The organism is Komagataeibacter sp. FNDCF1, from assembly GCF_021295335.1.
Classification (GTDB): Bacteria; Pseudomonadota; Alphaproteobacteria; order Acetobacterales; family Acetobacteraceae; genus Komagataeibacter.
Window position 1 is genome coordinate 85,039 of sequence record NZ_JAIWOT010000002.1, and the last position, 25,441, is coordinate 110,479.

Here is a 25,441-nt window from a genome sequence, read left to right on the forward strand (position 1 = left end):
AGGTTTGTATGGATACGGAAAACACAGCAGGAAATTTTGCAGGCAAGGTCGCGATTGTCACCGGCGCTGCAAGCGGGATCGGCCGCGCAACTGTGGAGCTACTTCATGCGCGTGGTGCATCGGTGATCGCGGAGGACTACGATCCCGGTGTCAACGCTCTTGCCCGGCCTGGCATCTTCCCACTCGTCGGGGACGTGGCAGCAGAAGGCGCTGCCCGACTGGCCGTAGCAACGGCCGTCGAGCAGTTTGGTCAGCTGGATATTCTCGTAAATAATGCGGGCATCATCATCAACAAGCTGGTGGTGGACATGACTTCTGAGGACTGGGACCGCATCTTCGCCGTCAATATCCGGGGCGTGTTCCTGCACTCGCGTGAGGCGATGCGTGCGATGATCCCGAACGGGAGCGGAGCTATCGTCAATGTCGGATCCTATGAGAGTGTCCGATCTTCTGTGTATAATTGATCTGGTCCATACTTCACCGAAAGGAAGTATGAATGACCATCTCGATGGAAATCCTCGACGAATTGCTGACGGGCGTGAAGCGTCCTGAAGACCTGCTCGGAGACAGCGGGTTGCTGAAGGAGCTGAAAATTCGGCTCATGGAGCGTATGCTGGGTGCAGAGTTGAGCGCGCATCTGGGCTATGAGGAAGGCAAGGCTGCCCCGCCGGGCCAGTCGAACCGGCGGAATGGCTCCACGACCAAGGTGCTGAAAGGCCAGGACGGCGCCTTTCCGGTGACGGTGCCGCGCGACCGCGACAGCAGCTTTGAGCCGGAGCTTATAAAGAAGGGCCAGACCCGGATCGACGGGATCGACGACAGGATCATCGGTCTCTATGCCGCCGGTCTGACGGTCCGGGACATCCAGACCCATCTGCTTGATCTTTATGGCCTGAAGGTCTCTCCCGACCTGATCAGCCGCGTCACCGATGCCGTGCTGGACGAGGTCCGGGAGTGGCAGGGCCGGGCGCTGGATCGGATGTATCCCATCGTGATCTTCGATGCCCTTCGGGTAAAGATCCGCGATGCTGACAGCCGGACCGTTAAAAACAAGGCGGTTTACGTTGCTCTCGGTGTCACCCGCGAGGGAGTGCGCGAGGTTCTGGGGCTCTGGATCGCCGAGAATGAAGGCGCCAAATTCTGGCTTTCGGTCATGAACGAGTTGAAGAACCGGGGCATCCAGGACATCCTGATCGCGGTCGTGGACGGGCTGAAAGGCTTTCCCGAGGCCATCACCGCCGCCTTTCCCGAGGCGATGGTTCAGACCTGTATTGTTCACCTGGTGCGCCACAGCCTGAACTTCTGCTCATGGAAGGACCGCAAGGCCGTGGCTGCCGACCTGCGCCGGATCTACGGGGCGGCGACCGCTGACATGGCGGCCGCAGAGCTCGATGCGTTCGAGGAGAAATGGGCCGGGAAATACGCGTCGATCGCCCCGGCATGGCGCCGGGCATGGCCAGAAGTGATCCCGTTTTTTGCCTTCGATCCGGCGATCCGCAAGATCATATACACTACGAACGCCATCGAGAGCCTGAACCGGGTCATCCGCAAATCGATCAAGACGCGCGGTTCGTTCCCGACCGACGATGCCGCAACGAAGCTGATCTACCTGGCGATCCGCAGCTTCGAGAAAGACGGGCGGAATGTTCGGGAATGGTTTGCAGCCCGCAACCAGTTCGCCATAATGTTCGGCGAGCGCTTCGCCGCTTGAGTATCTGAAAACCCATGGGCCAGGCCAGATACACAGACTTCAGGACACTCCCGATCCTATGCATGCTTTCAGACCTTTCCATCGATCGCAGCTTATGCCGCGTCGAAGGGTGCCCTTGCCCAGTTCACTCGGACACTCGCAGTGGAAGCAATTGGTCATGGGATCCGGGTGAATGCCGTGGGCGCGGGAGATACCGTCACCAATATTCTCAACCATATTCACGCGGACGGCCCATCAGCCCTTGCGGACTATGGCAAACACGCTCCTATCGGACGCGCGGCTCAACCAGAGGAGATCGCCAGGGTGATCGCCTTTCTCGCATCCGACGAGGCCAGCTTCATGGTCGGGTCGATCACAATGGCAGACGGTGGGAAAAGCGTAGTACTTCCCGCCTGATCAAATCATTTCCGCTTTCCACTCTCTCCCTGCTTGTCATGGCCACGTCTGCTTTGCGGAACGGGCTATGACCGAGCGGATGACTGGGATGAAGGCGTAAGCAGACATCACGAACTTGGATTATCCTGCTGACACAACATTCAATGAAAATTCCGGGCCTTCACAAAGATATTTTCGACAGACCTGTCCTGATCTAGGTTGGAGAAAGCCTGCAGCGACCGATTCCCCACATCGGCCAGCAGGTGGGAAAGATCCACGATCTCACGCGTCACGAGATGCACCACCTCCCCTTCCTTCTGCAGTCGCCCCACAACTCCCAGCATCTGTCCTGACAGGACTACACGACGGAAACGCTCGAACATATCGGGCCAGATAATCACGTTGATCGCCGCCGTCTCATCCTCCAGCGTCATGAACACCACGCCCTCGGCCGAACCGGGCCGCTGACGGACCAGCACCAATCCTGCCACCGACAGGCTGCTCCTGTCCCGGGCCTCCAGGGCCTGCCGGCACGTCACCATCCCGCGTTCGCTAAGATCATCGCGCAGGAAAGCCACGGGATGATCCCGCAGGGTCAGGCCAGTGCGGTTGTAGTCGCGCGCGACCTCAGCCCCGTCCCGCATGGGCTGGAGCAGCACCTCAGGTTCTTCCGCCTCACGCATGACGGCGGCCGCGGCAAACAGCGGCAGAGGTTCGTCACGTAGTGCTTTGATCGCCCACAGCGCCTCGCGCCGGGCCAGACCCAGCCCCGGCCGGAAAGCGTCCGCCTCGGCCAGATGGGTCAGGGCCACCCCCTTCACCCCTGCCCTACGCCACAAATCGTCGACCGAGGCAAAGGGGCGGTTGCCCCGCACCGCCACGATGCGGGCGGCATCCTCATTGGCCAGCCCTTTCACCAGGTTCATACCCAGACGGACGGCAAACAGCCCGTCATCCCGCTCCGGGCCTTCAAGCGTGCTGTCCCAGCGCGAGGCGTTGATGCAGATCGGTCGGATCTCGACCCCGTGCTCGCGCGCATCGCGCACAAGCTGGGCCGGGGCGTAGAATCCCATGGGCTGGCTGTTCAGGAGGGCTGCCAGAAACACATCCGGATTGGCGCATTTCATCCAGGATGACGAATAGGCAAGGATGGCAAATGAGGCGGCATGGCTTTCGGGAAAGCCGTAACTGCCAAACCCCTCCAGTTGCTGGAAAATGCGCTCGGCAAAGGTCTCGGGATAACCGCGCGCCGTCATGCCCTCGATCAGGCGCGTGCGGAAGCGCGAGACCGTGCCGGTGTTCTTGAAGGTGGCTATGGCGCGGCGCAGCTGGTCGGCCTCGGAGGCCGAAAACCCGGCGCAGACCATGGCCACCTGCATCACCTGTTCCTGGAATAGCGGAATGCCCAGCGTCTTCCTGAGCACCTTTTCGAGTTCCGGCGTCGGGTAGACTTCCTTTTCCTGCCCGGCCCGCCGGCGCAGATAGGGATGCACCATGTCGCCCTTATGTGGACGGCCTTTACGATGCAAGAGGTCACATTGATTGCATTGTCGTATCTTTCTTCTGCGTATTTTCGCTCCAGCGAAATGCACTGATACTGTCATGATGTGGAGATCCGGTCAGATGCGCCCTTATGTCCGGCCTGTTTATGCGAAATCCTTCGCTGGCCATCATGGGTGTTCGCTTGCGTGTCAGGCACCAATCTGGATCTCGTGCTCAATGGCACATGGGGACATTCGGTATTGCCTGAACTGCTTCTGATTACAGTCTTTCCCATCACGCGGTCAGTGCATACTGCCGGATCTACCGGAGCTTATTCCGGTATCCATCATCCTGGTGGTACATGTCAGACTATAGCGACACTGCGACCGGCCGGACGATAGATCTCTTTGCGCGACAACAAAACCCAGATGATCCGGGCCAGCTTGTTGGCTAACGCCACGGTTGCCAGACGGCCCGGGCGACGTTCCAGAAGCTTGCAAAGCCATACTCCCGCAGCGCTATCCCATTTCTGTGCGCGGTAAAGCATGGATGTTGCGCCCAGAACGAGCATCTTTCTTATTTCCCGGTTGCCCGTTTTGGTAATTCTGCCCAATCGGGTTTTTCCGCCCGATGAATGCTGGCGCGGTACGAGACCAAGCCAGGCTGCGAAGTGCCGGGCCGTATCGAAAGCCCCAATATCGGTAACAGACGCGACAATCAGGGAGGCGGTTACCGGACCAATGCCCGGGATGGTCAAAAGACGGCGAGCATCTTCATCCTGTTTGGCATGTGTCCGGATACCTCCTTCCAGGTTTTCTATGCTTTCGTTCAGTCGACCATACTGTTCAAAGAGCAGCATGGTTGTCTGTTTCAGGGCATCAGGCAGATTGGATGAGGTTTCGATTTTCGCCAGAAGTTCGGGGAGACGGGCATTTCCAAGGGGAACAATCAAACCGAATTCCGCTGCAAGTGCACGCAACGCATTCACCAGCATCGTTTGCTGTTTGACCAGAAGGGTACGAGTTGAGTGCAGCGATAACAGGCTTTGCTGCTCCCGATTTTTAATCGGGACGAAGCGCGTGTCGGGATGGATCGCGGCAAGACAAATCGCGGCGGCATCAACAGCATCGTTTTTCTTGCCACGTTTGACAAATGGTTTGACCATTTCAGGGGGAATGAGTTTTACCTCATGACCGGTGTCACGGATGACACGAGCCCAGTGATGCGACGTGCTACAGGCTTCGAGTACGACCAGGCAGCGCTCCAGCTTTTCAAAGAATGAGATAACTTCACTCCGCCCGAGTTTCTTCTTGAGCAGACATTTTCCGCTTGCGTCCGTGCCATGCACTTGAAAAACAGACTTGGCGATATCCAGGCCGATTATGGTAACTTTCATCCGGGCGGTCTCCTCTGAATGGTCTTCCGACCTCATCATGGCACATTGATGTCGCATGGAGGCCGTCCACCCCATCTGGATGGGGCCGGGCCGGACGATGGCCACCTCGATCACCAGATCATAGAACACCCGGGGCCTGAGCCGCGGCAGCATGGACATCTGCGCGCGGCTCTCGATCTGGAACACCCCGATCGTGTCCGCCTTCCGGATCATGGCATAGGTGCGCGGATCCTCGGCCGGGATGGTCTGCAGCGTGTAATGCTGCCCCTTGTGTTCGGCCAGAAGGTCCAGCCCCTTCTTCATGCAGGTCAGCATGCCAAGGGCCAGCACATCCACCTTCATGAATTTCAGGACGTCGATATCGTCCTTGTCCCATTCGATGATCTGGCGAGCGTCCATGGCCGCCGGTTCGATCGGCACCAGTTCGTCCAGCCGGTCATGGGTCAGGACAAACCCGCCGGGATGCTGCGACAGGTGGCGCGGCACGCCGATCAGGCACCGGGCCAGATCCAGCGTCAGCCGGATCCGCCGGTCGGACAGGTCGATCCCCGTTTCATCCAGCGCGTCCTCATCCAGCTTGCGCCCCCAGCCCCAGATCTGCCCGGACAGGGTGCGGATCAGGTCTTCGGGCAGGCCCATGACCTTGCCGACATCGCGCAGCGCCCCCTTCGCACGGTAGCGCGTGACCACGGCCGTAAGGGCGGCGTGGTTGCGGCCATAATGACCATAAATCCACTGGATCACCTGCTCCCGGCGCGCATGCTCGAAATCCACGTCGATATCGGGCGGCTCGCGGCGCTCTTCGGAGACGAACCGCTCGAAGAGCAGCGACGTCCGTGCCGGATCGATGGCGGTAATGCCCAGCACGTAGCAGACAGCGGAATTGGCCGCCGATCCTCGCCCCTGGCACAGGATGCCCTGCGAGCGGGCGTAACGGACGATGCTGTGGACGGTCAGGAAATACGGCGCGTAATCCATGCGCCCGATCAGGGCAAGTTCATGGTCGAGGGTTTTTCTGACCTCGGGCGGAATGCCTTCGGGATAGGCCGTTGCCGTCCCTTCCCAGGTCAGGGATTCCAGCGCCTGCTGCGGCGTCAGGCCGGGGATGGAGACCTCGTCGGGATACTGGTAGGCCAGGTCATCAAGGCTGAAGCGACAACGGGTCACGATCTCATGGGTCCGGTCGATCGCTTCGGGATAGCGGCTGAACAGCCGGGCCATTTCTGCAGGCGGCTTGAGGTAGCGGTCCGCATGGCGCTCACGCGCGAACCCGGCTTCGTCGATGGTGGTGTGGTTGCGGATGCAGGTCACCACATCCTGCAGGATGCGCCGGTCATGGGTGTGGAACAGCACGTCATTGGTCACGACCGCTGGCACACGCGCCTGCCGGGCGAGGTTCGCCAGTTCATACAGCCGCATCTGGTCATTGGGCCGGCGCCGCAGGGTCAGCGCCATATAGGCCCGGTCGGCAAAGGCGTCCTGCAGCTTGCGCAGATGCAGGGCGCAGGCATCATCCGCCGTGTCCGGGAGCAGGATCACAAGGAGCCCTTCGCCCCATGCCACCAGATCCTCCCAGAGCAGATGGCATTTCCCCTTCCCCGCCCGGGCCTTGCCAAGGGTGAGCAGCCGGCACAGGCAACCATAGGCGGCTCGGTCCGTCGGATAGACCAGCACGGGCGCGAAATCGGCAAGGTCCAGACGGCAGCCCACGACCAGGCGGATGCCGGTCTCTTTGGCAGCGACATGGGCCTGCACCATGCCCGCCAGGGAATTGCGGTCGCAGATGCCCAGCGCTTCAATGCCAAGGGTCTTCGCCTGCTCGAACAGTTCAATCGGTGAGGACGCGCCGCGCAGGAACGAGAAATAACTCGTCACCTGCAGTTCGACGTACTGCACGCTCATTCAAAGAGACCGTGCAGGAACCAGCCCTGCGAACCGGTCTCGCCATGTTCGCCATCCCCGGTCCGGTAAACCCAGAATGTCTCGCCGCTGGTATCTTCCACCCGGAAATAGTCCCGCACGGTGGTCAGTTCGGCATCCCCTTTCCACCATTCGCCAAACACGCGCTCAGGGCCATCGGCGCATCTGATCCGGCGGCGGATGCCGCGCCAGATGAAGAAGACCGGCGGATGGTCGGGCAACATCGCCATGGTCTGGATCGGCTCGGGACGGGGCAGCAGGCGCGTGGGGCGCGGCCAGTGATCCGGCCACTCCTTTCCGTCCTCGGGTGCGAGTGCGGGCACGCGGCAGACGGCCCGCTCTGGCACATCGCTTTCCACCGGGGCGAAGCGATACAGGGCCTGCGTGCCGACGCGGTTGGCCAGGGTATCGATCAGGTCGGAGACGTCGGCCTCTTCTTCCTCGATCAGGGCGGAGACACCCTGGCGGTGCAGGATCGGCTCGGCCAGCGACGCGGTCAGCACCATGCGCTCGATCCCGAAGCCCGGATCGATGGTCTCGATCCTGTCACAGAGCAGACGGGTCAGGCGTCTGACATCCCGCACCGGCAGGGCCGTGGCCACGCGCAGGGCCTCGGTTCGGCTGTCCACCCGGTGCAGCAGCAGGTCGAGGCGGCGCACGCCCTGCTCGCGTTCCTCCAACCCGGCGCACAGGGGCGGCACGAGTTTGGTGATGTAGCGGGCAATGGTCTCGGCTGCGCTGATCGGTTCGGCAAAGTTCCGGCTGACCTGCACCGGCGCCTGCAGCCGGACCGGGACAATGGCTTCCGCCTGCCGCCCGAAAGCCTGGTCCAGCCTGCGGGCGACATCCAGGCCGAAGCGCAGGGCCAGCGGTGCGCGCGGCATACCGGCCAGCGGGCCGATGCGTGACACGCCCAGCCCATGGAGGCCATCAATGATATCCTCTGGCAGGCGCAGGGCCTCGATGGGCAGGTCGACAATCGCTGCCGCCGTCTCACCGGGCGGCACGAGGGTGATACGTCCCCGGCCATAGCGCGCCAGCGCATGGGCGGCACCCCATGTATCGGCAATCGCGGCCCGGGCCGTCATTCCGGACTTCTTCAGGCGGGTGACCATGTTCTCCAGCATGACGGCCTCGCCCCCATGCAGGTGATCGGCACCGGTCGTATCCAGCACGATGCCGTCGGGTGGATCGGGGGCCACGATGGGAGCGATGCGGTGCTGGAACCACAGCGCTAGCCGCTCCAGCCCTGCCCGGTCACCGTCCGGGTCGGCATCCATGATGAGCAGATCGGGATGGAGCGCCTGCGCTTTCGCAACAGGCATGCCGGGACGCAGGCCCAGCCTGCGGGCGGCGAGATCGACCGATAGCACGACCCGTCGCCGCCCTTCCCGTCCGACGAGCGCCAGCGGGCGGTCAGGCGCGGGCGCGTCGGTTCCCAGCCGCTTCCTGAGCCGGTCTGTCGGCCAGAGCGGCAGGTAGAGCGAGACGACACGGTGCCAGTCTCCCTTTGGCATCACAGGCCTCCACTTCAAAATCGGCGCATTCGCCCGCGCGGGCACGGATCAGTTCCAGCAGCCAGCGGGACCGGCCGACGCCGGGCACTGGCAGCGGCACGGATGGGAGGACGGATACCCGCCACCGGGTGACCGAAGCGGTGGGCTGGCCGAAATCCGCCGCATCCGTCTGCCGCCGCCAGCGCCGTATGGCGATGCCCAGTGCGCCGGATGTCTCGGCCGCCAGCTGCAGGCGACGTGACGCGGTCATGGACAGGCGGGCCACCTCGGCGACGACTGCGCCCAGCCCCTGATGGCGCAATGCCTCCTCGAAACAGGCCAGCACATCGACGTCCGAACTGGCTGCGACATAGATGGTCCGTCGCGCCGACAGGCCGACCTGCTGCAGTGCGGGGGCATACAGGTCCTGACGGGTGGCGATCCACAGTACCTTGCCCCTTGTCCGCGCTGCGATTCCGGCGGAAAACAGGCCGGATGCCGCTGCATTCAGGGCGTCATGGCCGCCGCCTGCCACTTCATGCAGCGCGCCCAGCGCCAGTCCGCCGTCTGGCAGGCGACCGTCAATCTCGGGCACCCCGAAGGGCAGCACGCCCCGCCTGCGCCGGCCCTGGCCTTCGAGGCGGCTGACCTGTGCTCTCAGCGCCTCCAGCGCGGGACGTGGTTGAGATGCGGGCATGGGGTCGGACAGTCCATTCGGGTGTTTCTGGCATGGAATCAGTGATTGTGTTCGTTATTTGTTCTGGTACGGTGACGAATGTCAACCCATCCTGGAAAAGCGACTGTGATCCGGACGCGGGTACAGGCCTGTCGGCCGATCGTGGCTTGATGAAAACTGTCTGGATTGCAGGGGTTTATCAGGAACAGTCCGGCCATCCCCATCCTGCAGGGTGGATACTGCCCGGCAGGGCACTCATATCCGGACTCGCGAAAGAAAAGCGTGAGGGGCAACCTCTATGCGATAACCAGTAGCCAGCAGGGGATCCGGGAGGCGGACAGAATCACGCCTGAACGTACCGCCAATCCAATCTTCCGCCTTTATCGGACATTTTCTCCAACACCGGTGATCGGGCCAATACGAATATCCGCACTCCCGCCTCGCCGTGGTAGCGACGCTGGAAAAGGGCGAAGCATTGCTGTGTGATGTCGCTCATAGCCTTTTCCGAACCTGAGCGTCCGCCAGATGGGAAATAGTGGTCTATTCACAAAGCCGAACTGTTCCCGCCCGTCAAAATATCTGAATCTCTGCGCTCTCGACTGACGTTGCCAAATCCTCGAAACATGAAATGACCCACGCGGCAAACTCGAGGCACAGATTTATGCGCGTAGCCCAAATGTAAAATATGAAGTCGGCGGGTGTGGCAGATCATGATTGAAGCATGAATCAGTTCCAGGAAAGTAATCTCAGGCCAGACTATCGATTTTACGCCTGCAGTTCGGAACCCCACATCGACAAATTTCCGGCAACGCATGCTCCGGCTGAGCAAGATAAGAGGGAACTGTGCTGCGGCTTCCCAGCTAATCTCATCGCCAGGCGGGAAATCGTAAGATTTAGCGCCAGCTAGAACCTGTTTTTCCTTATAAAGTTAATGCATGACAAAGGCCGGGGCTTTGGGACACTCCTCACAATACATGATCCCGATATCTATCTGCTTTATATTCAGCTTTTCAATGATCTCGGCATTAGACAGAATCAGAACATCACAGATGAAATCCCCGATATGATCCTTCACAAGATCCATCAGAAGAGGAATGACATGAACTGCAATTGGAACTACGCCGATTTTAATTGTACCAGCCAGCTTCTGATGAGATAGGGAGACGACATTCTGGATTTCTAAAACTCCTCGCAGAATTTCATGTCCCCATCTGAGGATCTGGACACCTTTCGGCGTCAGGCCAAACACTTTCCTCTTCCGGTCGACAATAACAACGCCAAGCTCTTCCTTCATGACACGTATGGCACGTGAAAGGGATGGCTGCGATACGTTGCATGCAGCCGCCGCCTGCGAGAAGCTCTTGAATTTGTCTATCTCCCGAAGATAGTACAACTGCTTGAGAAACATGTCATACCCCGCGAATACATACTCGCTGGCGACCGGGGCGCGCGATCATTTCCCTATGGATGTGATAATTTTCTTCATGTTCCGGAACGAACAGGATAATGGAAGCTTTTTATTTGTTCAGGATGTGGGATACAATCCCGTAAGACGCCTGCCGCCGCAGAACAGCGTCTGCTCGTCCTGTCGCGCAATGGCAATTAGAGTCTGGTTCATCTTTTCAGCGGTACGGAAGGCGCGATACGTCGGGGCGGAAATCGCGACCACGACGGCAATACCGGCCCGCACTGTCTTGAGCGCCATCTCAAACGAATACCGGCTTGTCAGCAGACAGAAACCCTCGTGGAAAACGTCGGGGTGGCTCGCACGCACACCAATCAGTTTATCAAGCGCATTATGTCGGCCCACGTCCTCCCGGATCATGTGAATATTGCCGTTATTATTCGCCCATGCAGCGGCGTGGACCATCCGTGTCGCCGCGTTCAGCGTCTGCCACTTCCGCAGTTCATGCAATGCATTGCGTATTGCTGTTACCGATAGGGATGGCCCCTCCCCCAACGGGGCTGCTGCTACAGCGTCATATTCCGGTACAGTCTCACTGCCGCATATGCCACAACTCGAATGCCCTGTCTGCATGCGGACATTACGGCGCATGAGTCGCGTCAGCGCCCTGCCCTTTATAAAAATATCAAGGGTCAGACCGTCTTCGGCTGCTACAATGTTCACCGAACGAATATCTGCGACTGAACCGACGATCTGTTCGGTTATACAGTATCCATGGGCGAAGTCCTCCAGATCTGCAGGCGTCATCATCATTGTGCCATACGGAAAGATCCCGTTGAACAGGAGGCTGACCGGTACTTCTTCTGCCACGTTCAGGCTGAAGTTCTCATTCGGACAGGACAGGGCACTGACATCTAGCGAGTAAAAAAGAGTGGACATTACGGCAGCCTCGAACTCAGGTGGGCACGGTTCAGTAGTCAGAGGGTGTGGCACGGCACCCATCCGACCTCACCGCTCGCATAATGCTCCTTTTTCCAGATCGGAACGCGCTGCTTGATTTCATCAATGATGTAACGGCAGGCACTAAAAGCCGCATCGCGATGGGCAGCGGAGACACCAATCCATACTGCCGTTTCACCGACCGGCAGGTACCCAGTCCGATGCATGGCGGTTGCACGGCAGATGGCAAAACGCTGTTTCACCTCCTGCACGATGGCCTGCCCTTCCGTCAGCGCCAGTGGGACGAACGCATTGTAATCGATGCCGGACACGGTCTGACCTTCGTTTGTCTCCCTGACCCATCCCTCAAAAGAACAGAATCCGCCTGCTTCAGGAACCATCAGCGCCCTGCGCAGGGCGCTGATGTCAACCGGCGCATCCGCCATGATGAAGTCGCTCATCCGCCTGTCACCGGTGGTATGAAGACAACATGATCACCTTCGCCCAGAGGCTGCTCCCACGGGGCGAAGGCAGCGTTGATCGCAACACGCATGCAGGCGGGCGCCAGCGCAAAGCCGTATGCAGCACGGAGTTCATCATACAGTGCGGCGGCCGTCGGGGCCGATGTGTGCCGTCTTTCGTGTGCCCGTCCGACTTCATCCTGAAGCTGGGCGAAATACTGTAACTCTATGTTGGGCATTTTACTTCCTGATCAGAACATCCAAGGCGTTTCAACACCCGGTCACGTTCATCAGGTGCATTGACGTTTTCCAGCGCACCTGTTTTTTTTACTTCGAGGAGACGAACCGTTGAATGGGTGAGCATCTGGCGTGGCCGGATCTTCTGCCTTGCCGCCTGCCTGTACAGGGCGGCCAGTGTCGCGGGCTCCCATATCGTACACAGTGGCTCGGGCAATCCGTCGCTCTCACTCAGATAGGCCGTGGCGGCCAGATCCGCGTCGCGTCCCTGAACAAGGGTTGCAAGCGTCATATCATCCAGCATCGGCAGGTCGCAGGCGACAACAAGCCATGCCACATCCGGATAAGCCATATGAGCCGACAGCACGCCGACCATTGGCCCGCCGTCAAGCATGTCCTTGGTCTCCTGCCCGTCCATGATACAGGGATAGGACGCCCGAAGCGGATCATGGCCCTGATCAGACCGTATCGAGATAAAACAGCGCCCAACATGCCGCTCAAGCTGGTCAAAAACACGGGCAAGCTGCGGGCGGCCAGCATAGGACAGGGCCGCCTTGTCCTGCCCCATGCGGCGACTTTCACCACCGGCCAGGACCAGCCCATACAGTAATGCCGTCATGACCTGCTGGCCGGAGAAGATTGGGATGCGCATAAAAAATCCATGTCATCCCCCGATATAATGCATTTCGATTTTTTCCTGCCGGGATGCCTTTTCCCCGCTGACCAAGAATGCCGGCTGACGCGTGCGTTCCTCGCTGTAGCGATCCGTCCGGTGGCGCCAGATCCGCGACAGGGCTGCCCGCAACTGTCTGTCAGCTTCCGCGTCACTGGCGCGCCCGCGCAGGAGCGTGCGCAGATCCGTGCCGGTCGTAGCGAAAAGACAGGTATAAAGCTTGCCGTCAGAAGACAGCCGCGCCCGCGCGCATGCACCACAGAATGGCGCGCTAACGGACGAGACAAACCCGATCTCCCCTGCCCCGTCCACATAGCGGTAACGCCGGGCCACCTCACCGTGATAGCGGGGCGGCAGCGCTTCAAGGGGCCAGCGTGCTGCAATGCGGGCGCGCAGTTCGCCTGAGGGCACGACATCGGCACGCTCCCACCCGTTACGATTGCCCACGTCCATGTATTCGATAAGCCGGACCGTTACACCCGTATTGCGAAAGCGTGCCAGAATATCCGGCACGCCCGCATCATTCACGCCCCGCTGAACCACGGTGTTGATCTTGACGCCGCCTTCAAAGCCTGCGGTACATGCGGCATCGACGCCCTCCAGCACGGCAGGGAGATCACCCCTGCCGCCGCTCATATGGGCGAACACGGTAGGATCAAGACTGTCGAGGCTGACCGTCACGCGCCGCAGCCCCGCCTGGCGCAAGGCTGGAGCGAAGCGCGGCAGCAGCACGCCATTGGTTGTCAGCGCCACATCGTCAATGCCCGGCAGGGCGCTTAGGCGCTGCACAAGATCAGGCAGACCGGGCCGCAGGAGGGGTTCCCCGCCGGTCAGCCGTATCTTGGTCACACCCAGTTCGGCGGCAAGCCGCGCGATCCGTTCGATCTCGTCAAAATCCAGCCGTTCCTTCGGGCCAAGAAACCGGAAGCCCTCGTGATAGGTCGCTTCGGGCATGCAGTAGGGACACCGGAAATTACACCGGTCCATGACCGAAATACGCAGGTCACGCAGCGGGCGGCCAAGCTGGTCGACAGGCGGCACGGCGCGGGCCGCGCGGCTGTTCTGATCGTCATCCATGGCCGCCTGCCCTGTCAGCCCGCAATCCGGATGTGCGGTGCGGATGCAACACTTTCCACAACCTTGACCGGAATGGATTTCGCTGCGGGCGTTCCACTGATCTCGTCAAAATAGTTCAGCGGCAGCAACGGGTTCAGTTCCGGGTAGTATCCGGCAATGGCACCGCGCGGCATGGGGTAGTCGAGCACGTTCAGGCCATCGACATAGCGCCTGACCCCGTCGTCGCTATAGGTTTCCAGCCCGATCACATCACCATTCGCCAGACCGCGTTCTGCCATGTCCTCTTTATTCATGAAGATGACGAGGCGGGTGTTGTACACGCCGCGGTAACGGTCACTGTTGCTGTAGATGGTCGTATTGTACTGATCGTGCGAACGGATGGTGGCCAGACGCAGCATGGCCGGGTCCTTGACCGGCACATCGACTTCCAGCCCCGGCAGCACGAGGAAATTCGCCTTGCCATTAGGCGTCTTCCACACGCGGCGACGGGGTGGAATGTCGAGGTGGAAGCCATGCGGGTTCTTGATCCTTTCGGAAAAATCCGCATAGATTTCAGGATAGACGTCGGCAATCCTGTCCCGGATCAGCGTGTAGTCGACCATATAATCCGCCCACGGCGTGCGGGAGTTGGGCAGCGTTGCCATAGCCATGCGGCACACGATCTCGGTCTCTGGCAGTACGTGTTCGCTCACGGGTTCGAATACGCCACGCGATGCCGTGACATTCGCCATCGCATCCTCAATGGTCACGAACTGCTCGCCTGCCTGCGTGCGGATGATTTCCGAGCGGGCGACAACCGGCAGGATGAGCGCGTCCCTGCCATGCACCAGATGCCCCCGGTTCAGTTTTGTCGCCACGCCCACCGTCAGGTTGAGGTTGCGCATGGCGGCGTAGGAGCGGTCCGTATCGGGCACGGCGCGGATGAAATTGCCCCCCATGCCAAAAAATACCTTGGCGGTGCCCGCTTCCATCGCCTCGACCGCTTCCAGCACGTGGTGCCCATGCTCGCGCGGTGGTTCAAAGCCGAAGACATCCCGCACGCGGTCCAGATAGGCCTGGGTCGGTTTTTCATCAATGCCCACCGTGCGGTCGCCCTGCACGTTGGAATGGCCACGGATCGGCGCGATACCGGCGCCGGGCTTGCCAAAATTGCCGCGCAGCAGCAGCAGGCTGGCCACCTGCTGGATCAGGCGCGATCCTTCCTGATGCTGCGTAAGCCCCATGCCATAACAGATGATCGTGGCATTGGATTTCATGTAAATATCCGCGATCTTGCGGATCTGCTCCTCGGTTATGCCCGAGATGCGGGTGATGTCCGCCCAGCTACAACCCATGACATCATCACGCAGGGCTTCGATGCCTGCGGTGTGTTCGTGGATGAAGTCAAGGTCCAGCACGTTCTCGCCGCGCGCCTCGGCCTCAAAAAGCGCCTTCATCATGCCCTTGAAGATGGCAAGATCGCCACCGATGCGCACATGCACGAATTCACTGGAAATCGGGGTCGAGCCGAACGTGCCCATCTGCAAGATGTCCTGCGGCTCGGTAAAGCGGATCAGCGCCCGCTCGGGCATCGGGTTGATCAGCACGATCGGTACGCCGCGCTTGCGGGCTTCCACCAGGTTGGTCATCATGCGCGGCGAATTGGTGCCGGTATTCTGGCCCACCACGAAGATTGCTTCGGCATGCTCGAAATCGCCCATGACGATCGTGCCCTTGCCAATGCCGATGGCAGGCGGCAGGCCACGGCTGGTTGGCTCGTGGCACATGTTCGAGCAGTCGGGGAAATTGTTGGTGCCGAACTCACGCACGAAGATTGAATACAGGAACGCGGTCTCGTTCGCCGTGCGGCCGGATGTGTAGAACTCGGCCTGGTGCGGACTGTCGAGGGCACGCAGGTGCTGGCCGATCAGGGCAAAGGCGTCATCCCATGCCACGGGCACGTAGCGATCACTTTCGGCATCGTAGCGCATCGGCTCGGTCAGGCGGCCCTGCATTTCCAGCCAGTAATCGCTTTTCTGCATCAGTTCGGTGACGGTGTATTTTTCAAAGAATTCCCGCGTTACACGTCCCTTTGTGGCTTCATGCGCCAGCGCCTTGGCCCCGTTTTCACAGAATTCCAGCGTCTTGCGATGATCGGGGTCGGGAAATGCGCAGCTGGGGCATTTGAAACCGCCCGGTTGGTTCATGGACAAGAGCCCGCGCGATCCCTTGACCAGCACGCTCTGCTCCATCAGCACTTTCGCGGTGGCCCCGGCCGCCCCCCACCCACCTGCCGGATGATGATAGGGTTTGTATTCAGGCGTTTTTTCGTTGCTCATGCTCTTGACCCTCTCGGCTTCATTCAGTTGGGCAGGCGTGTGTGGGCACCCGCATCATGTAGCACCCCGGCATGGTGTTGCAGCAGGCCGAATTCCCGCATGGCGGGCACGAAGTTTTCATTTTCATGCTTTGAGCGGGCCAGCTTGACCAGCGCAAATCGCTGGAGCGGCTGCAGGGCGGCCCATTGCGCAGGCGTTGGGGGCGCTATGCCATCAGCCTGCGCCTGGGTCCTGACCGCATCGGGCATGTGGTCCGCATCGCGCCAGGCTTCCAGCCCACGGGTTGCAAGCTGGCGCAGCGGTTCGTCGCTGCGGGTTGCGATCAGGTGGGCGACCAGTATGCGGTAGGCGGCCTGTTCGGGCGCGGTCTCGCACGGCAGGTCGGCAAGCTGACCCCTTTCCTCGCGTGTAAAGCGGCTCCACTGGCGCAGGCTTAGTTTGATGCCGACAATATCAAGCTTCTGGCGCGCGATCATTGGAATGCACCGCAGGGAGCCTGCGAAGTCACGTTCAAAGTCAAAAAGCATTGGACCAGATCCCTTATCGGAAGGCGGGGAATATCAGGCGGCCCTGCCGCCCGTCTTATTTGGGAACGATCAGGTGCAGCAGGGATGCCGCCCCGAAAAACACGCCGGTGCTCAACGACCAGATCACAACAAACCATGCAATCCGTGCCCCGGCGCGTGGTGGCGCGTTATCGCCGTTCCCCTGGACAATATCAGTGATACCCATCGGTTTCCGTCACCTTTCCGCGAAAGACATGGTAGGAATAGATCGTGTAGGTCAGGATGATCGGTAGCAGGATGGCGGTGCCGATTAGCTGGAAGAACTGGCTCGATGGCGGGGAGGACACATCCCACAGCGTCAGGCCCGGCGGCACGGCATAGGGCCATACCGTAATCCCCAGCCCGGACAGGCACAGGAAGAACCAGCCCAGCGCGCACAGGAACGGCCCCTTCGTGTGCCCCCTGCGCAGCCCCATCACAAACAGGGCACCCAGCACCACCACAAGCACCGGCACGGGGGCGACGAACGCGATGTTCGGCCAGTCGGTCCAGCGGCGCAGGTAGGGGGCATGCAGCAGCGGTGTCCACAGGCTGACCGCCACGATGCCGATGAACAGGCCCACGGCCAGCCGGGCAGCCCAGCGGCGGCATGATGCTTCCAGCACGCCAGTGGTGCGCCAGATCAGCCACGTTGCCCCCAGCAGGGCGTAACCGCACATGACGGACAGGCCACACAGGATGCTGAACGGGGTCAGCCAATCGAGCGGGCCACCGGCAAAGGCGCCATCCACAACCCTGATCCCCTGCACCACCCCGCCCAGGATCGCGCCCTGGCAGAAGGCGGCGATGGCGGAGCCAGCCATGAAGCCAGCATTCCACATCCCTTCCCGTCCCGTGCTGCGTGTCATGACCCGGAACTCAAACGCCACGCCGCGAAAGATCAGGGCCAGCAGCATCAGCACGATCGGCAGGTAGAAGGCGGGCAGCAGGGTGGCGTAGGCACCGGGAAAGACGCCGTACAGCACCGCCCCGCCCAGTACCATCCACGTCTCGTTGCCATCCCAGACGGGGGCGATGGTGTTGACCATCACATCCCGACGCTCCGGGTGGCGTTCAAGCGCGAACAGCATGCCGATGCCAAGGTCAAAGCCGTCAAGCACCACATAGATCGAAATGGCAGCCACCAGAATGACGGCCCACACGATGGGCAGCCAGTATGCGAAGTCCATCATGCCTCAGGCTCCTTTGCCAGCAGAGGGGTCAATCACGCCTGGATGCATGCTGGTGGCCAGAATCCCGGATGCGTGAGATGGCGGGGTATCGTGCTCACCCTCCTGCGGCGCACGGCCCAGCATGCGCACCAGAATGCCCATCCCGGACCCGAACACGAGCACATAGACCACCACGAACGCCGTCATTGAAAACGCCAGGGAAGACAGGGCAACGGGCGATACGCTGTCAGACGTGCGCAGCAGGCCATAGACCGTCCATGGCTGGCGCCCCACTTCGGTCGTGATCCAGCCACACAACAGGGCCAGGAAGCCCGCAGGTGCCATGCAGAGTGCGACACGGTGGAAGAGCGGATTGGTAAACAGGGTGCTGTTGCGCCGCAACCACAGCGACCACAGCCCCACCAGCATCATCAGCATGCCAAGGGCCACCATGATGCGGAAGGAGAAGAAAATGACCGGTGAAGGCGGCCGCTGGTCACGCGGAAAGTCCTTCATGCCCGGCACCTTGCCGTTCAGGCGGTGCGTCAGGATCAGCGATCCGGCCAGCGGCAGTTTGACAGCATAATCCGTATGCTCAGTCTTCATGTTGGGAATGCCGAACAGCAGTTCGGGCGCATGATCTTCCGAGACCCAGTCCCCTTCCATCGCAGCAATCTTGGCGGGCTGGTATTTGAGCGTGTTCAGGCCATGCGCGTCGCCAGCAAGGATCTGGAGGGGGGCTACGATCGCCGCCATCCACATGGCCATGGAGAACATGACCCGCACCGGCTCGCTGGAGATCTTTCCGGCCTTGCGGGCCCTGAGCATATGCCACGCCCCCGTGGCCCCCACGATGAAGGCAACCGACAGGAACGCCGCCAGACCCATATGCACCAGGCGGAACGGAAAGGACGGGTTGAAGATAATGGCCAGCCAGTCAGCGGGCATGAAGCGCCCGGTGGTCGGGTCAATGGTGTAACCACGCGGGGTCTGCATCCATGAATTGGAGGACAGGATCCATGTCATGGAAATCAGGGTGCCGACCGATACGCAGCATGTGGCTGCAAAATGCAGTTTGCGCCCCACCTTGTTCATGCCGAACAGCATGACGCCGAGGAAGCCTGCCTCGAGGAAAAAGGCGGTCATGACCTCATAGGACAGCAGCACGCCGGTAATCGGCCCGGCTTTTTTGGAAAAGATCGACCAGTTGGTGCCAAACTCATACGACATGACCAGTCCCGAGACGACGCCCATGCCAAAGACAATGGAGAATACCTTGATCCAGTACCGGTACAGGTCAAGGAATACGGATCGTCCGGTCCTGAGCCACAGCCCCTCCAGAACAGCCAGATAAGCCGCCAGCCCGATTGAAAAGGCCGGAAAAATGATATGGACGCCTACGGTAAAGGCGAACTGAAAGCGCGCCAGAAGGAGTGCTGGATCATGTGCGTACTGCATCGATACTTTCCAAAACTTATGACGAGAGAAATAGAAAATATAAATAAATTCTCGGCATAGTGGTTCCGCAAGCAATGAACTGGCCAGAAAGGCCGCTACATGCTCCGGTGTCGTGGAAACGGTAATAGATCAATCAGACGTATGACGTCCAAGAGGCATTATACATAAAATCATAAGCAGCGTTTATAACTGCGCCATTTATACGATATGTATAGTTATATGGAAACATAGACAATCGGAAATATCAATCCCCGATCATACGATATTTAGCGCAGTTCTCTGGCTTTTAGGCACATCACGGCCGCATCGGTTGCTTCAGTTATCCATTCTGAATATGATGCAAACGAGGCAGAGCTTCCCCGTAGACCTGTTATGTCTGCATTCCTGATCATACGGAATTGAATGGAAATGCGAGACGCATGGCCGCAAAAAATGCCGGCGTGATGGCCGTAACGTTTTGCGATGTGACGCTAATCTTGGAGTTCCCTTAAGAGATGGTGGCTGGTTTTGTGTGCTTTAAACTCTCAGGGCACATCGGAAGACAAATATCAGTCATCTGCATGATCCCGCCTGGAACCTGCCAGTCAACCGCACAGCGTAGGGCTCCGTGCACGACGCAACAAACGACTAGGGTTCTTTATTTGGAAATGAACCAACGCCAGCAATACGTTCGTGTCAGTATCTCTATTATTACCTCGAGCATGCCCGAGCATAGCGATATCGCCATACGGGACGGTATCATATTAGATTAACGCGAACCGGGCAGAGCGTGGCAGGACATTTCCCGGATAGTAATAACACTACTGAACATACGTGGACTCTGGCTGGATCTTTGCCATTTCTGCACGGGAAAAATCCTGAACCTGGAGATAGCTTGAATTATCCCCAACAAAAGCACAGTGACAGACATGTGTATCATAAAACACGTAAACCGGGGTTCCGTTCAGCATCATCATCTGCAACGTATTGGGTTCGATGGATTTCGACCATGACTGCGCATGAAATTCGTCAGATGAAAGACGCTTGAAATGATTTCGTGCCAAGCGTCGATCATAGGCCTGATCGACATCCGCAGGCCATGTGCAGTCGGTCAGCAACACAACCAGACTCAATATCCCATAGGCTTTCATACCCGTTTTCATTCTCTTACGACCCGACCAGTCAAGAAAATATCTTAAGATCTGGCGCCGCAATCTCAATATTCTCCTTGCCCCAGCGATGCCGGTCGTGTCGCCAACTTCGATTACTCCAGGTGCTCATAGAGGAGACGCTGCAGCGGAGATGATGGGCGGGAGAGCACAAGAGCGTTAACATGACGCCCTCCCGCTGAAGAAGTCATGAAAGATGCGCAATAAAATGTGTGACTTCCTTGCGCATCCCATCCTCAGGCGAACCGAATATCCAACGTGCGGAGATACGTCTGCAGGCCGGCGTCCTGTATCGGGATCAGTCGGGCCTCAGCACCGGACTCATTGAAGTGCGCATGCCAGTAGCCCGGCGGGGTCACAAAAACGCATCCTGATTCCCAGTCTACCCGCGTGGGGTCCTTGATCTGGCCGTTTTCGTCGAGTTCGGTGCCAACCAGGGAATAGCAGCCCGGCTCGCACTCGACGATATAATCCAAAGCAATGGACTGATGGCGGTGCGGCTTCTGTTCGGTACCCGCACCAATCGTCCCATACATCGCCCAAAGGGTATGCGTAACAGTCCGCGTCAACGGAAACTCTTCGGCAGCCAGCAGAACGCTGATACGGCTCCGCTCCGCAGCTGCTGGTGAGCGCCTCACCCGGTCAAGTTCCCGGTTCGCATCCGCGGATCGAAACAGAACAGGGCGGAACCGGGCCGTATCAACGCGCACACCAAGATAGGTCAGCAGCGGCGCATCGTGTACTGCATAAAGCGCAGCGTCAGACGAGGCCGTAAGCGTGGCGCCGTCAATGGCGGGAACAGCGAAGAAGTCGCCATGGTTCCACTCGAACGCAACATCGCCGTTGACGGCGCGCCCCTGGCCACGGATGACATAGAACACGATCGATGTCGCATTCGGCTCCATTTCGATCGTATCGCCTGCGTTGATGCGGACAAAGCTTGCCAGCAAGCCGGGACCTGTTGCCGGACCCGGACACTTCAAAGCTGTGCTCAGATCAAGAGGAACGATCCGACTTTCTCCGTCCGCATACAGCGATGGAGAAAAGAAGTGGTAGGGGACACGCGGCGTCAAGGTCGGCCGGATCGGATTGGCGGCCTTGCTATACTCATAGAACTGCCCCTGGGCGACGGTGTCACGCACGTCGTTCCTGGGATCAATCACCAGACTATCCATTTTTGCTCTCCATTCTGTCGCGGAGCCAGATAATGGCACGCGATGCTCTGGATAACCGGCCTGGCATTGCTCCAGCTACCTAAGAGCCCGATCCGAAAGTTTTTCAACCCTGACAATGCCTTGCTGTCCGTCGTGTGAGCATTCGGATTGAGGCGATCAATGTCCATGCGGTTGAGGAAGCAATGGATTGTTCCCAATCTTTGGCGAGCCGCCTGCATCGTCCCAGCCATGCGAATGTCCGTTCCACCACCCAGCGACGCGGCAGGATCTGAAAACCCTTCACCGTATCGGACCGCCTGATGATTTCGAGGGTCCATTTTCCCATGGAGGCGAGCGCGGATCGCAATTTGTCGCCAGCATAGCCGCCATCAGCGAAGATGTGGCGCAGCCAGGGAAAGCGCCTGCGTATCGCTGCCAGAACATCAACGGCCCCATCACGGTCCTGGATATCAGCGGCATGAACGAGGAGAAAGATCAGGAAGCCGCAGGTATCCGTCACGATATGGCGCTTGCGGCCCTTGACCTTCTTCCCCGCGTCATAGCCCGAAATCCCGCCGCTTTCCGTGGTTTTCACCGACTGGCTGTCAATCACGCCCGCGCTCGGAGAGGCGTCACGTCCCTCGATCTCGCGCAGGCTCATGACCAGCACCGTATTCATGACCTCGAACACTCCGGCATCACGCCAGGCGTAAAAATAGCGCCTGATGGTCGAGACCGGCGGAAAGCATTTCGGCAGCAGACGCCACGCACACCCGGCCGAGGCTATGTAGAGCATCGCATTGACCACCTCGCGCATATCCGTCGTGCGCGGACGACCGCCCCGTTTCGCCGGGGGCACAAATGGCATGATCAAAGTCCACTCCCCGTCCGTCATGTCCGATGGATATCGCAATCTTTCCCGGCTATACTCGCGCCGGGCAATACCAGTCCATGTCACCATTCACTCCATCTCTCTGCAAAGACGGATGAATCACAACAGGCTGGTATTGTTCAAAAACTTTCGGATCGGGCTCTCAGAGAACAGCATCGGTTAATTGATCGCATCTTCATGTGCATCATTTTTACCAATAGAGAAAATACACCCCTTCGCTTCTGCATGCACATTTCATGATTTGATGCATACAAATACGAGACCAGAGTGCAGCAATGTCGAAAATAACGAACTTTGCTCGCTCTCCGGGCCGCCCTCGCAATCATAAAGTTAGACCGATCGTGTTGGCGGCGACCCACAAACGCGTTCTGCAACACGGTTGTTCTGCTGTCGGCATCCAGATGATTGCTAAAAAAGCAGGGGTTGGCAGACAGACGCTCTATCGCCGATGGCCTAGCTGTCAGGTTGTGAGACGTCATTGGGATGATGTAGCGTGGGCAATACCGCGTTACGTTCTATGGTTTTCTTCCGTTTGCAGGGAGAGCGAATGATGCTTCAGATCCATCCACAGGCACGCACGACACCGGCCGTCCGGGCTGCCATAGCGCGTTCGTCAGAACCGACATCCGTGCTCGCCAGACGCTACGGGATCAGCGATGAAACTGTCCGCAAGTGGCGCAGGCGTGGCTCAGACGCCTGCCAGGACCGCAGCAGCCGTCCCTGGAAACTGGCCTGGAAAGCCTCGGAGGAAGAGCGCGCCATTGTTTGTCAGCTTCGGCGTTCTACCGGTTTTGGCCTGGATGACCTGACCTTTGTCATGCGGCATTTCCTGCCACATATGAATCGGGACAACATTTGGCGTATTCTGAAAGATGCTGGATTGAACAGGCTGCCTCCTGCTCCAAAGACCGGACCAGTTCGGGGACAGGGAACATTCCGGGATTACGATCCCGGTTATGTCCATATCGATGTGAAACATCTGCCAAAATCGCAGACAGCAGATGGAGAACGGCGGAAACGTTTTCTCTATGTCGCCATTGATAGATGCTCCCGTTCGGTCCATCTGGCCGTCTATGACGCGGAGAATACCGATAATTCCGTCGATTTCCTCAAAGCTGTCAAAACCGCCTTTCCTTTCCGAATCACCCATATTCTGACCGATCGTGGCTCGTGCTTTACGGCGGATGCCTTCGAAAAAGCCTGTCATGATATGGGAATCGACCGACGCCGGACCAAAGCTTACTCCCCTCAGACCAATGGAATGGTCGAACGCTTCAATGGCCGTGTCGCGACAGAGGTGTTGCCGGTCTGTGTCTCAAGCCATAAGGATCTGGAAATTCTACTCAGAGGCTTCTGTTTCGCTTACAATCATCGCCCGCAGCGTGTTCTGGGCGGCATATCCCCTGCCAAGTGTATCTCCTCATGGCTTGAAAACCATTCCGCGTTCCGTAATCCTGATCATATCAAACCGGCTAGCACTACAGTTGCATTTTATGATGAGTTCTGACTCTATGGCTCACCATGATTCAGGATTTCATGAATGGCGGGGCGTCAGTTGAAGAGACGCTGGAACTGTGGGCATCCGGGCTTCGGGCAGCAAAGAAGCGGATTGTACCGCTGTTTACGCAGAAGCGTGTTGCGGCTTCTGCGTGTGCCTTCCTTGATGTCCTGATTGGTAACGAACCGCGCAAGACAGGATGGATGCGTGCGGAAGCAGCAGGAGATCCTGGTCCGTGGCGGCAACAGGCGCTTCTGGGTCGCGGGCAATGGGATGCCGATGTCCTTCGTGATGTCGTCAGGGACCATGTGGTCGAGCATCTGGGCACTGAAGAGGGCGTACTGGTCATTGACGAGACCGGTTTTCTGAAGAAAGGCCAGGCCTCCTGCGGCGTGGGGCGGCAGTATACGGGTTCCGCCGGCAAGATCACGAACTGCCAGATCGGTGTGTTTGGCGCTTATGTTTCGGAACGGGGGCATGCCTTTATCGACCGCGCCCTGTATCTTCCAAAAGACTGGACATCAAAGCCTGAGCGCATGAAGCGGGTTCACGTTCCTGATGACGTAGTGTTTGCGACCAAACCGGCACTGGCATCGAAGATGATCGAGCGGTGTCTGGATGCTGGTGTGCCTTTCCGTTGGGTTGCTGCGGACAGCGTTTACGGCGTGGGCGACGTGGAACGCACGCTTCGCCGGGCAGGAATCGGATATGTCCTTGGGGTCAAGGGCAATCACTGGTTCGGATCATGGGCAATGGAACCGCTGATTGCCGGAGAGGCGAAAGATATTGCAGCAGGACTGCCAGACCAGGCCTGGCGTCGTCTGTCAGCGGGGCACGGCACAAAAGGTGAGCGGCTGTATGACTGGGCGTATCTTCCGCTTGCTGACCTGGATGCTGAAGAATTTGACTGCCCTATAGCCGGACCATGGACACGTGGCCTGCTGATCCGCCGGAACATCGCTGACGGGGACCTTGCCTATTTTACGACCTGGTGCCCGAAAGGGACAACCACGCAGGAACTGGTGAACGTCGAAGGGACGCGCTGGAGAATTGAAGAAGGGTTCGAGACTGCAAAAAACGAATTCGGTCTCGATCATAACGAAACCCGCTCCTGGCATGGATGGCATCGGCATGTCTCCCTGGTCATGCTGGCCTATGCCGTCATGGCCAGTGTCCGTTACCAGGCAAACTCACTGAAACCGAAAAAAACACCGCACAGGACACGACAGTCCTCGTCCGCTGGTCCATCCAGGAAATCAGGCGCCTCGTCGTAAAACTCTCACAACGCAGGTTACCCGTCGCTCACATTCTCAGATGGTCCGTCTTTCGACGAACACATCAGGCCAGTGCCATCCGCGCGCACTCTCGCCATAAAATGCAACTGTAGTGCTAGGTTTCGTGGACAAAG

General features: G+C 59.1%; 23 protein-coding genes and 2 pseudogenes. 6 read left to right on the plus strand and 19 right to left on the minus strand.

Features of this window, described 5'->3' with window-relative positions; genetic code table 11:
- The first annotated feature begins 8 nt into the window (after positions 1-8).
- The 3 genes and pseudogenes from LDL32_RS17100 to LDL32_RS17110 all read left to right on the plus strand — a co-directional run.
- Positions 9-464 carry an SDR family NAD(P)-dependent oxidoreductase gene (locus tag LDL32_RS17100; RefSeq protein WP_233069143.1) on the plus strand — a complete coding sequence of 152 codons (456 nt, stop codon included), beginning with the start codon at positions 9-11 and terminating at the stop codon, positions 462-464.
- Positions 465-496: 32 nt separating this feature from the next.
- Positions 497-1,711 carry an IS256 family transposase gene (locus LDL32_RS17105; protein ID WP_233069144.1) on the plus strand — a complete coding sequence of 405 codons (1,215 nt, stop codon included), beginning with the start codon at positions 497-499 and terminating at the stop codon, positions 1,709-1,711.
- A gap of 66 nt (positions 1,712-1,777) precedes the next feature.
- Positions 1,778-2,107, plus strand: a pseudogene (locus LDL32_RS17110) (SDR family oxidoreductase); the annotation flags it as partial.
- 140 nt (positions 2,108-2,247) lie between these two features.
- On the opposite strand, the pseudogene LDL32_RS17115 reads toward LDL32_RS17110, so the two are convergent.
- The 19 genes and pseudogenes from LDL32_RS17115 to LDL32_RS17205 all read right to left on the minus strand — a co-directional run.
- Positions 2,248-3,597: pseudogene (locus LDL32_RS17115) on the minus strand (OB-fold nucleic acid binding domain-containing protein); the annotation flags it as partial.
- Positions 3,598-3,932: 335 nt separating this feature from the next.
- Entirely contained in the window at positions 3,933-6,866 is a 2,934-nt protein-coding gene (locus LDL32_RS17120) for an IS110 family transposase (RefSeq protein ID WP_233066064.1), read from the minus strand.
- On the minus strand, positions 6,863-8,401 hold the full coding sequence (locus tag LDL32_RS17125; RefSeq protein ID WP_255673798.1) for a DNA polymerase Y family protein: 1,539 nt from the start codon (positions 8,399-8,401) through the stop codon (positions 6,863-6,865). The genes LDL32_RS17120 and LDL32_RS17125 overlap by 4 nt, the downstream gene beginning before the upstream one ends.
- Positions 8,301-9,077 carry an ImuA family protein gene (locus LDL32_RS17130; protein WP_159264396.1) on the minus strand — a complete coding sequence of 259 codons (777 nt, stop codon included), beginning with the start codon at positions 9,075-9,077 and terminating at the stop codon, positions 8,301-8,303. The genes LDL32_RS17125 and LDL32_RS17130 overlap by 101 nt, the downstream gene beginning before the upstream one ends.
- A gap of 322 nt (positions 9,078-9,399) precedes the next feature.
- On the minus strand, positions 9,400-9,552 hold the full coding sequence (locus LDL32_RS17135) for a hypothetical protein (RefSeq protein ID WP_233069146.1): 153 nt from the start codon (positions 9,550-9,552) through the stop codon (positions 9,400-9,402).
- A 432-nt stretch (positions 9,553-9,984) separates the two neighbouring features.
- Positions 9,985-10,464 carry a LysR family transcriptional regulator gene (locus LDL32_RS17140; RefSeq protein WP_233069147.1) on the minus strand — a complete coding sequence of 160 codons (480 nt, stop codon included), beginning with the start codon at positions 10,462-10,464 and terminating at the stop codon, positions 9,985-9,987.
- 117 nt (positions 10,465-10,581) lie between these two features.
- Positions 10,582-11,400 (minus strand): formate dehydrogenase accessory sulfurtransferase FdhD, encoded by an 819-nt coding sequence (fdhD, locus tag LDL32_RS17145; RefSeq protein WP_019091902.1) that lies wholly within the window; start codon positions 11,398-11,400, stop codon positions 10,582-10,584.
- A gap of 38 nt (positions 11,401-11,438) precedes the next feature.
- Positions 11,439-11,861, minus strand: a complete 423-nt coding sequence (locus LDL32_RS17150; protein WP_010516127.1) for a molybdenum cofactor biosynthesis protein MoaE — start codon at positions 11,859-11,861, stop codon at positions 11,439-11,441.
- Complete coding sequence (locus tag LDL32_RS17155; protein ID WP_010516126.1) at positions 11,858-12,100, minus strand: MoaD/ThiS family protein; 243 nt, start codon at positions 12,098-12,100, stop codon at positions 11,858-11,860. Before LDL32_RS17155 ends, LDL32_RS17150 begins: the two co-directional genes overlap by 4 nt.
- A complete protein-coding gene (locus LDL32_RS17160) occupies positions 12,088-12,750 on the minus strand; it encodes an NTP transferase domain-containing protein (protein ID WP_010516125.1) in 663 nt (220 codons plus the stop codon). The genes LDL32_RS17155 and LDL32_RS17160 overlap by 13 nt, the downstream gene beginning before the upstream one ends.
- 12 nt (positions 12,751-12,762) lie before the next feature.
- Positions 12,763-13,848, minus strand: a complete 1,086-nt coding sequence (gene moaA, locus LDL32_RS17165; protein WP_010516124.1) for a GTP 3',8-cyclase MoaA — start codon at positions 13,846-13,848, stop codon at positions 12,763-12,765.
- A gap of 14 nt (positions 13,849-13,862) precedes the next feature.
- Positions 13,863-16,166, minus strand: coding sequence for an FdhF/YdeP family oxidoreductase (locus tag LDL32_RS17170; protein ID WP_233069158.1), 2,304 nt, complete (start codon positions 16,164-16,166; stop codon positions 13,863-13,865).
- A gap of 23 nt (positions 16,167-16,189) precedes the next feature.
- Complete coding sequence (locus tag LDL32_RS17175) at positions 16,190-16,693, minus strand: nitrate reductase associated protein (RefSeq protein ID WP_010516122.1); 504 nt, start codon at positions 16,691-16,693, stop codon at positions 16,190-16,192.
- Positions 16,694-16,748: 55 nt separating this feature from the next.
- Positions 16,749-16,898 carry a hypothetical protein gene (locus LDL32_RS17180; protein ID WP_010516121.1) on the minus strand — a complete coding sequence of 50 codons (150 nt, stop codon included), beginning with the start codon at positions 16,896-16,898 and terminating at the stop codon, positions 16,749-16,751.
- Entirely contained in the window at positions 16,885-17,904 is a 1,020-nt protein-coding gene (gene cydB, locus LDL32_RS17185; protein WP_010516120.1) for a cytochrome d ubiquinol oxidase subunit II, read from the minus strand. Before cydB ends, LDL32_RS17180 begins: the two co-directional genes overlap by 14 nt.
- 3 nt (positions 17,905-17,907) lie before the next feature.
- Positions 17,908-19,341, minus strand: a complete 1,434-nt coding sequence (locus tag LDL32_RS17190) for a cytochrome ubiquinol oxidase subunit I (protein WP_010516119.1) — start codon at positions 19,339-19,341, stop codon at positions 17,908-17,910.
- Between the two features lie 800 nt (positions 19,342-20,141).
- Positions 20,142-20,534, minus strand: coding sequence for a hypothetical protein (locus LDL32_RS17195; RefSeq protein WP_233069159.1), 393 nt, complete (start codon positions 20,532-20,534; stop codon positions 20,142-20,144).
- A 191-nt stretch (positions 20,535-20,725) separates the two neighbouring features.
- Positions 20,726-21,664: a cupin domain-containing protein gene (locus tag LDL32_RS17200; RefSeq protein ID WP_233069161.1), complete on the minus strand. Its 939-nt coding sequence runs from the start codon at positions 21,662-21,664 to the stop codon at positions 20,726-20,728.
- A gap of 103 nt (positions 21,665-21,767) precedes the next feature.
- A complete protein-coding gene (locus tag LDL32_RS17205) occupies positions 21,768-22,604 on the minus strand; it encodes an IS5 family transposase (RefSeq protein ID WP_048856220.1) in 837 nt (278 codons plus the stop codon).
- 206 nt (positions 22,605-22,810) lie between these two features.
- On the opposite strand from LDL32_RS17205, the gene LDL32_RS18095 reads away from it, so the two are divergent.
- Genes LDL32_RS18095 through LDL32_RS17215 form a run of 3 tightly spaced genes read left to right on the plus strand, consistent with a single transcriptional unit; the run spans position 22,811 to position 25,307 of the window.
- Positions 22,811-23,086 (plus strand): TetR/AcrR family transcriptional regulator, encoded by a 276-nt coding sequence (locus tag LDL32_RS18095; protein ID WP_370636793.1) that lies wholly within the window; start codon positions 22,811-22,813, stop codon positions 23,084-23,086.
- Complete coding sequence (locus LDL32_RS17210; RefSeq protein ID WP_370636796.1) at positions 23,086-24,042, plus strand: IS481 family transposase; 957 nt, start codon at positions 23,086-23,088, stop codon at positions 24,040-24,042. The genes LDL32_RS18095 and LDL32_RS17210 overlap by 1 nt, the downstream gene beginning before the upstream one ends.
- A gap of 14 nt (positions 24,043-24,056) precedes the next feature.
- On the plus strand, positions 24,057-25,307 hold the full coding sequence (locus tag LDL32_RS17215; protein ID WP_233065037.1) for an IS701 family transposase: 1,251 nt from the start codon (positions 24,057-24,059) through the stop codon (positions 25,305-25,307).
- Positions 25,308-25,441: the final 134 nt, after the last annotated feature.

Coding starts and splice junctions, on each gene's coding strand:
- LDL32_RS17100 (WP_233069143.1), top strand. CDS start 9: ATGGATACGGAAAACACAGCAGGAAATTTTGCAGGCAAGGTCGCGATT.
- LDL32_RS17105 (WP_233069144.1), top strand. CDS start 497: ATGACCATCTCGATGGAAATCCTCGACGAATTGCTGACGGGCGTGAAG.
- LDL32_RS17120 (WP_233066064.1), bottom strand. CDS start 6,866: ATGAGCGTGCAGTACGTCGAACTGCAGGTGACGAGTTATTTCTCGTTC.
- LDL32_RS17125 (WP_255673798.1), bottom strand. CDS start 8,401: ATGCCAAAGGGAGACTGGCACCGTGTCGTCTCGCTCTACCTGCCGCTC.
- LDL32_RS17130 (WP_159264396.1), bottom strand. CDS start 9,077: ATGCCCGCATCTCAACCACGTCCCGCGCTGGAGGCGCTGAGAGCACAG.
- LDL32_RS17135 (WP_233069146.1), bottom strand. CDS start 9,552: ATGAGCGACATCACACAGCAATGCTTCGCCCTTTTCCAGCGTCGCTAC.
- LDL32_RS17140 (WP_233069147.1), bottom strand. CDS start 10,464: ATGTTTCTCAAGCAGTTGTACTATCTTCGGGAGATAGACAAATTCAAG.
- fdhD (WP_019091902.1), bottom strand. CDS start 11,400: ATGTCCACTCTTTTTTACTCGCTAGATGTCAGTGCCCTGTCCTGTCCG.
- LDL32_RS17150 (WP_010516127.1), bottom strand. CDS start 11,861: ATGAGCGACTTCATCATGGCGGATGCGCCGGTTGACATCAGCGCCCTG.
- LDL32_RS17155 (WP_010516126.1), bottom strand. CDS start 12,100: ATGCCCAACATAGAGTTACAGTATTTCGCCCAGCTTCAGGATGAAGTC.
- LDL32_RS17160 (WP_010516125.1), bottom strand. CDS start 12,750: ATGCGCATCCCAATCTTCTCCGGCCAGCAGGTCATGACGGCATTACTG.
- moaA (WP_010516124.1), bottom strand. CDS start 13,848: ATGGATGACGATCAGAACAGCCGCGCGGCCCGCGCCGTGCCGCCTGTC.
- LDL32_RS17170 (WP_233069158.1), bottom strand. CDS start 16,166: ATGAGCAACGAAAAAACGCCTGAATACAAACCCTATCATCATCCGGCA.
- LDL32_RS17175 (WP_010516122.1), bottom strand. CDS start 16,693: ATGCTTTTTGACTTTGAACGTGACTTCGCAGGCTCCCTGCGGTGCATT.
- LDL32_RS17180 (WP_010516121.1), bottom strand. CDS start 16,898: ATGGGTATCACTGATATTGTCCAGGGGAACGGCGATAACGCGCCACCA.
- cydB (WP_010516120.1), bottom strand. CDS start 17,904: ATGATGGACTTCGCATACTGGCTGCCCATCGTGTGGGCCGTCATTCTG.
- LDL32_RS17190 (WP_010516119.1), bottom strand. CDS start 19,341: ATGCAGTACGCACATGATCCAGCACTCCTTCTGGCGCGCTTTCAGTTC.
- LDL32_RS17200 (WP_233069161.1), bottom strand. CDS start 21,664: ATGGATAGTCTGGTGATTGATCCCAGGAACGACGTGCGTGACACCGTC.
- LDL32_RS17205 (WP_048856220.1), bottom strand. CDS start 22,604: ATGGTGACATGGACTGGTATTGCCCGGCGCGAGTATAGCCGGGAAAGA.
- LDL32_RS18095 (WP_370636793.1), top strand. CDS start 22,811: ATGTCGAAAATAACGAACTTTGCTCGCTCTCCGGGCCGCCCTCGCAAT.
- LDL32_RS17210 (WP_370636796.1), top strand. CDS start 23,086: ATGCTTCAGATCCATCCACAGGCACGCACGACACCGGCCGTCCGGGCT.
- LDL32_RS17215 (WP_233065037.1), top strand. CDS start 24,057: ATGATTCAGGATTTCATGAATGGCGGGGCGTCAGTTGAAGAGACGCTG.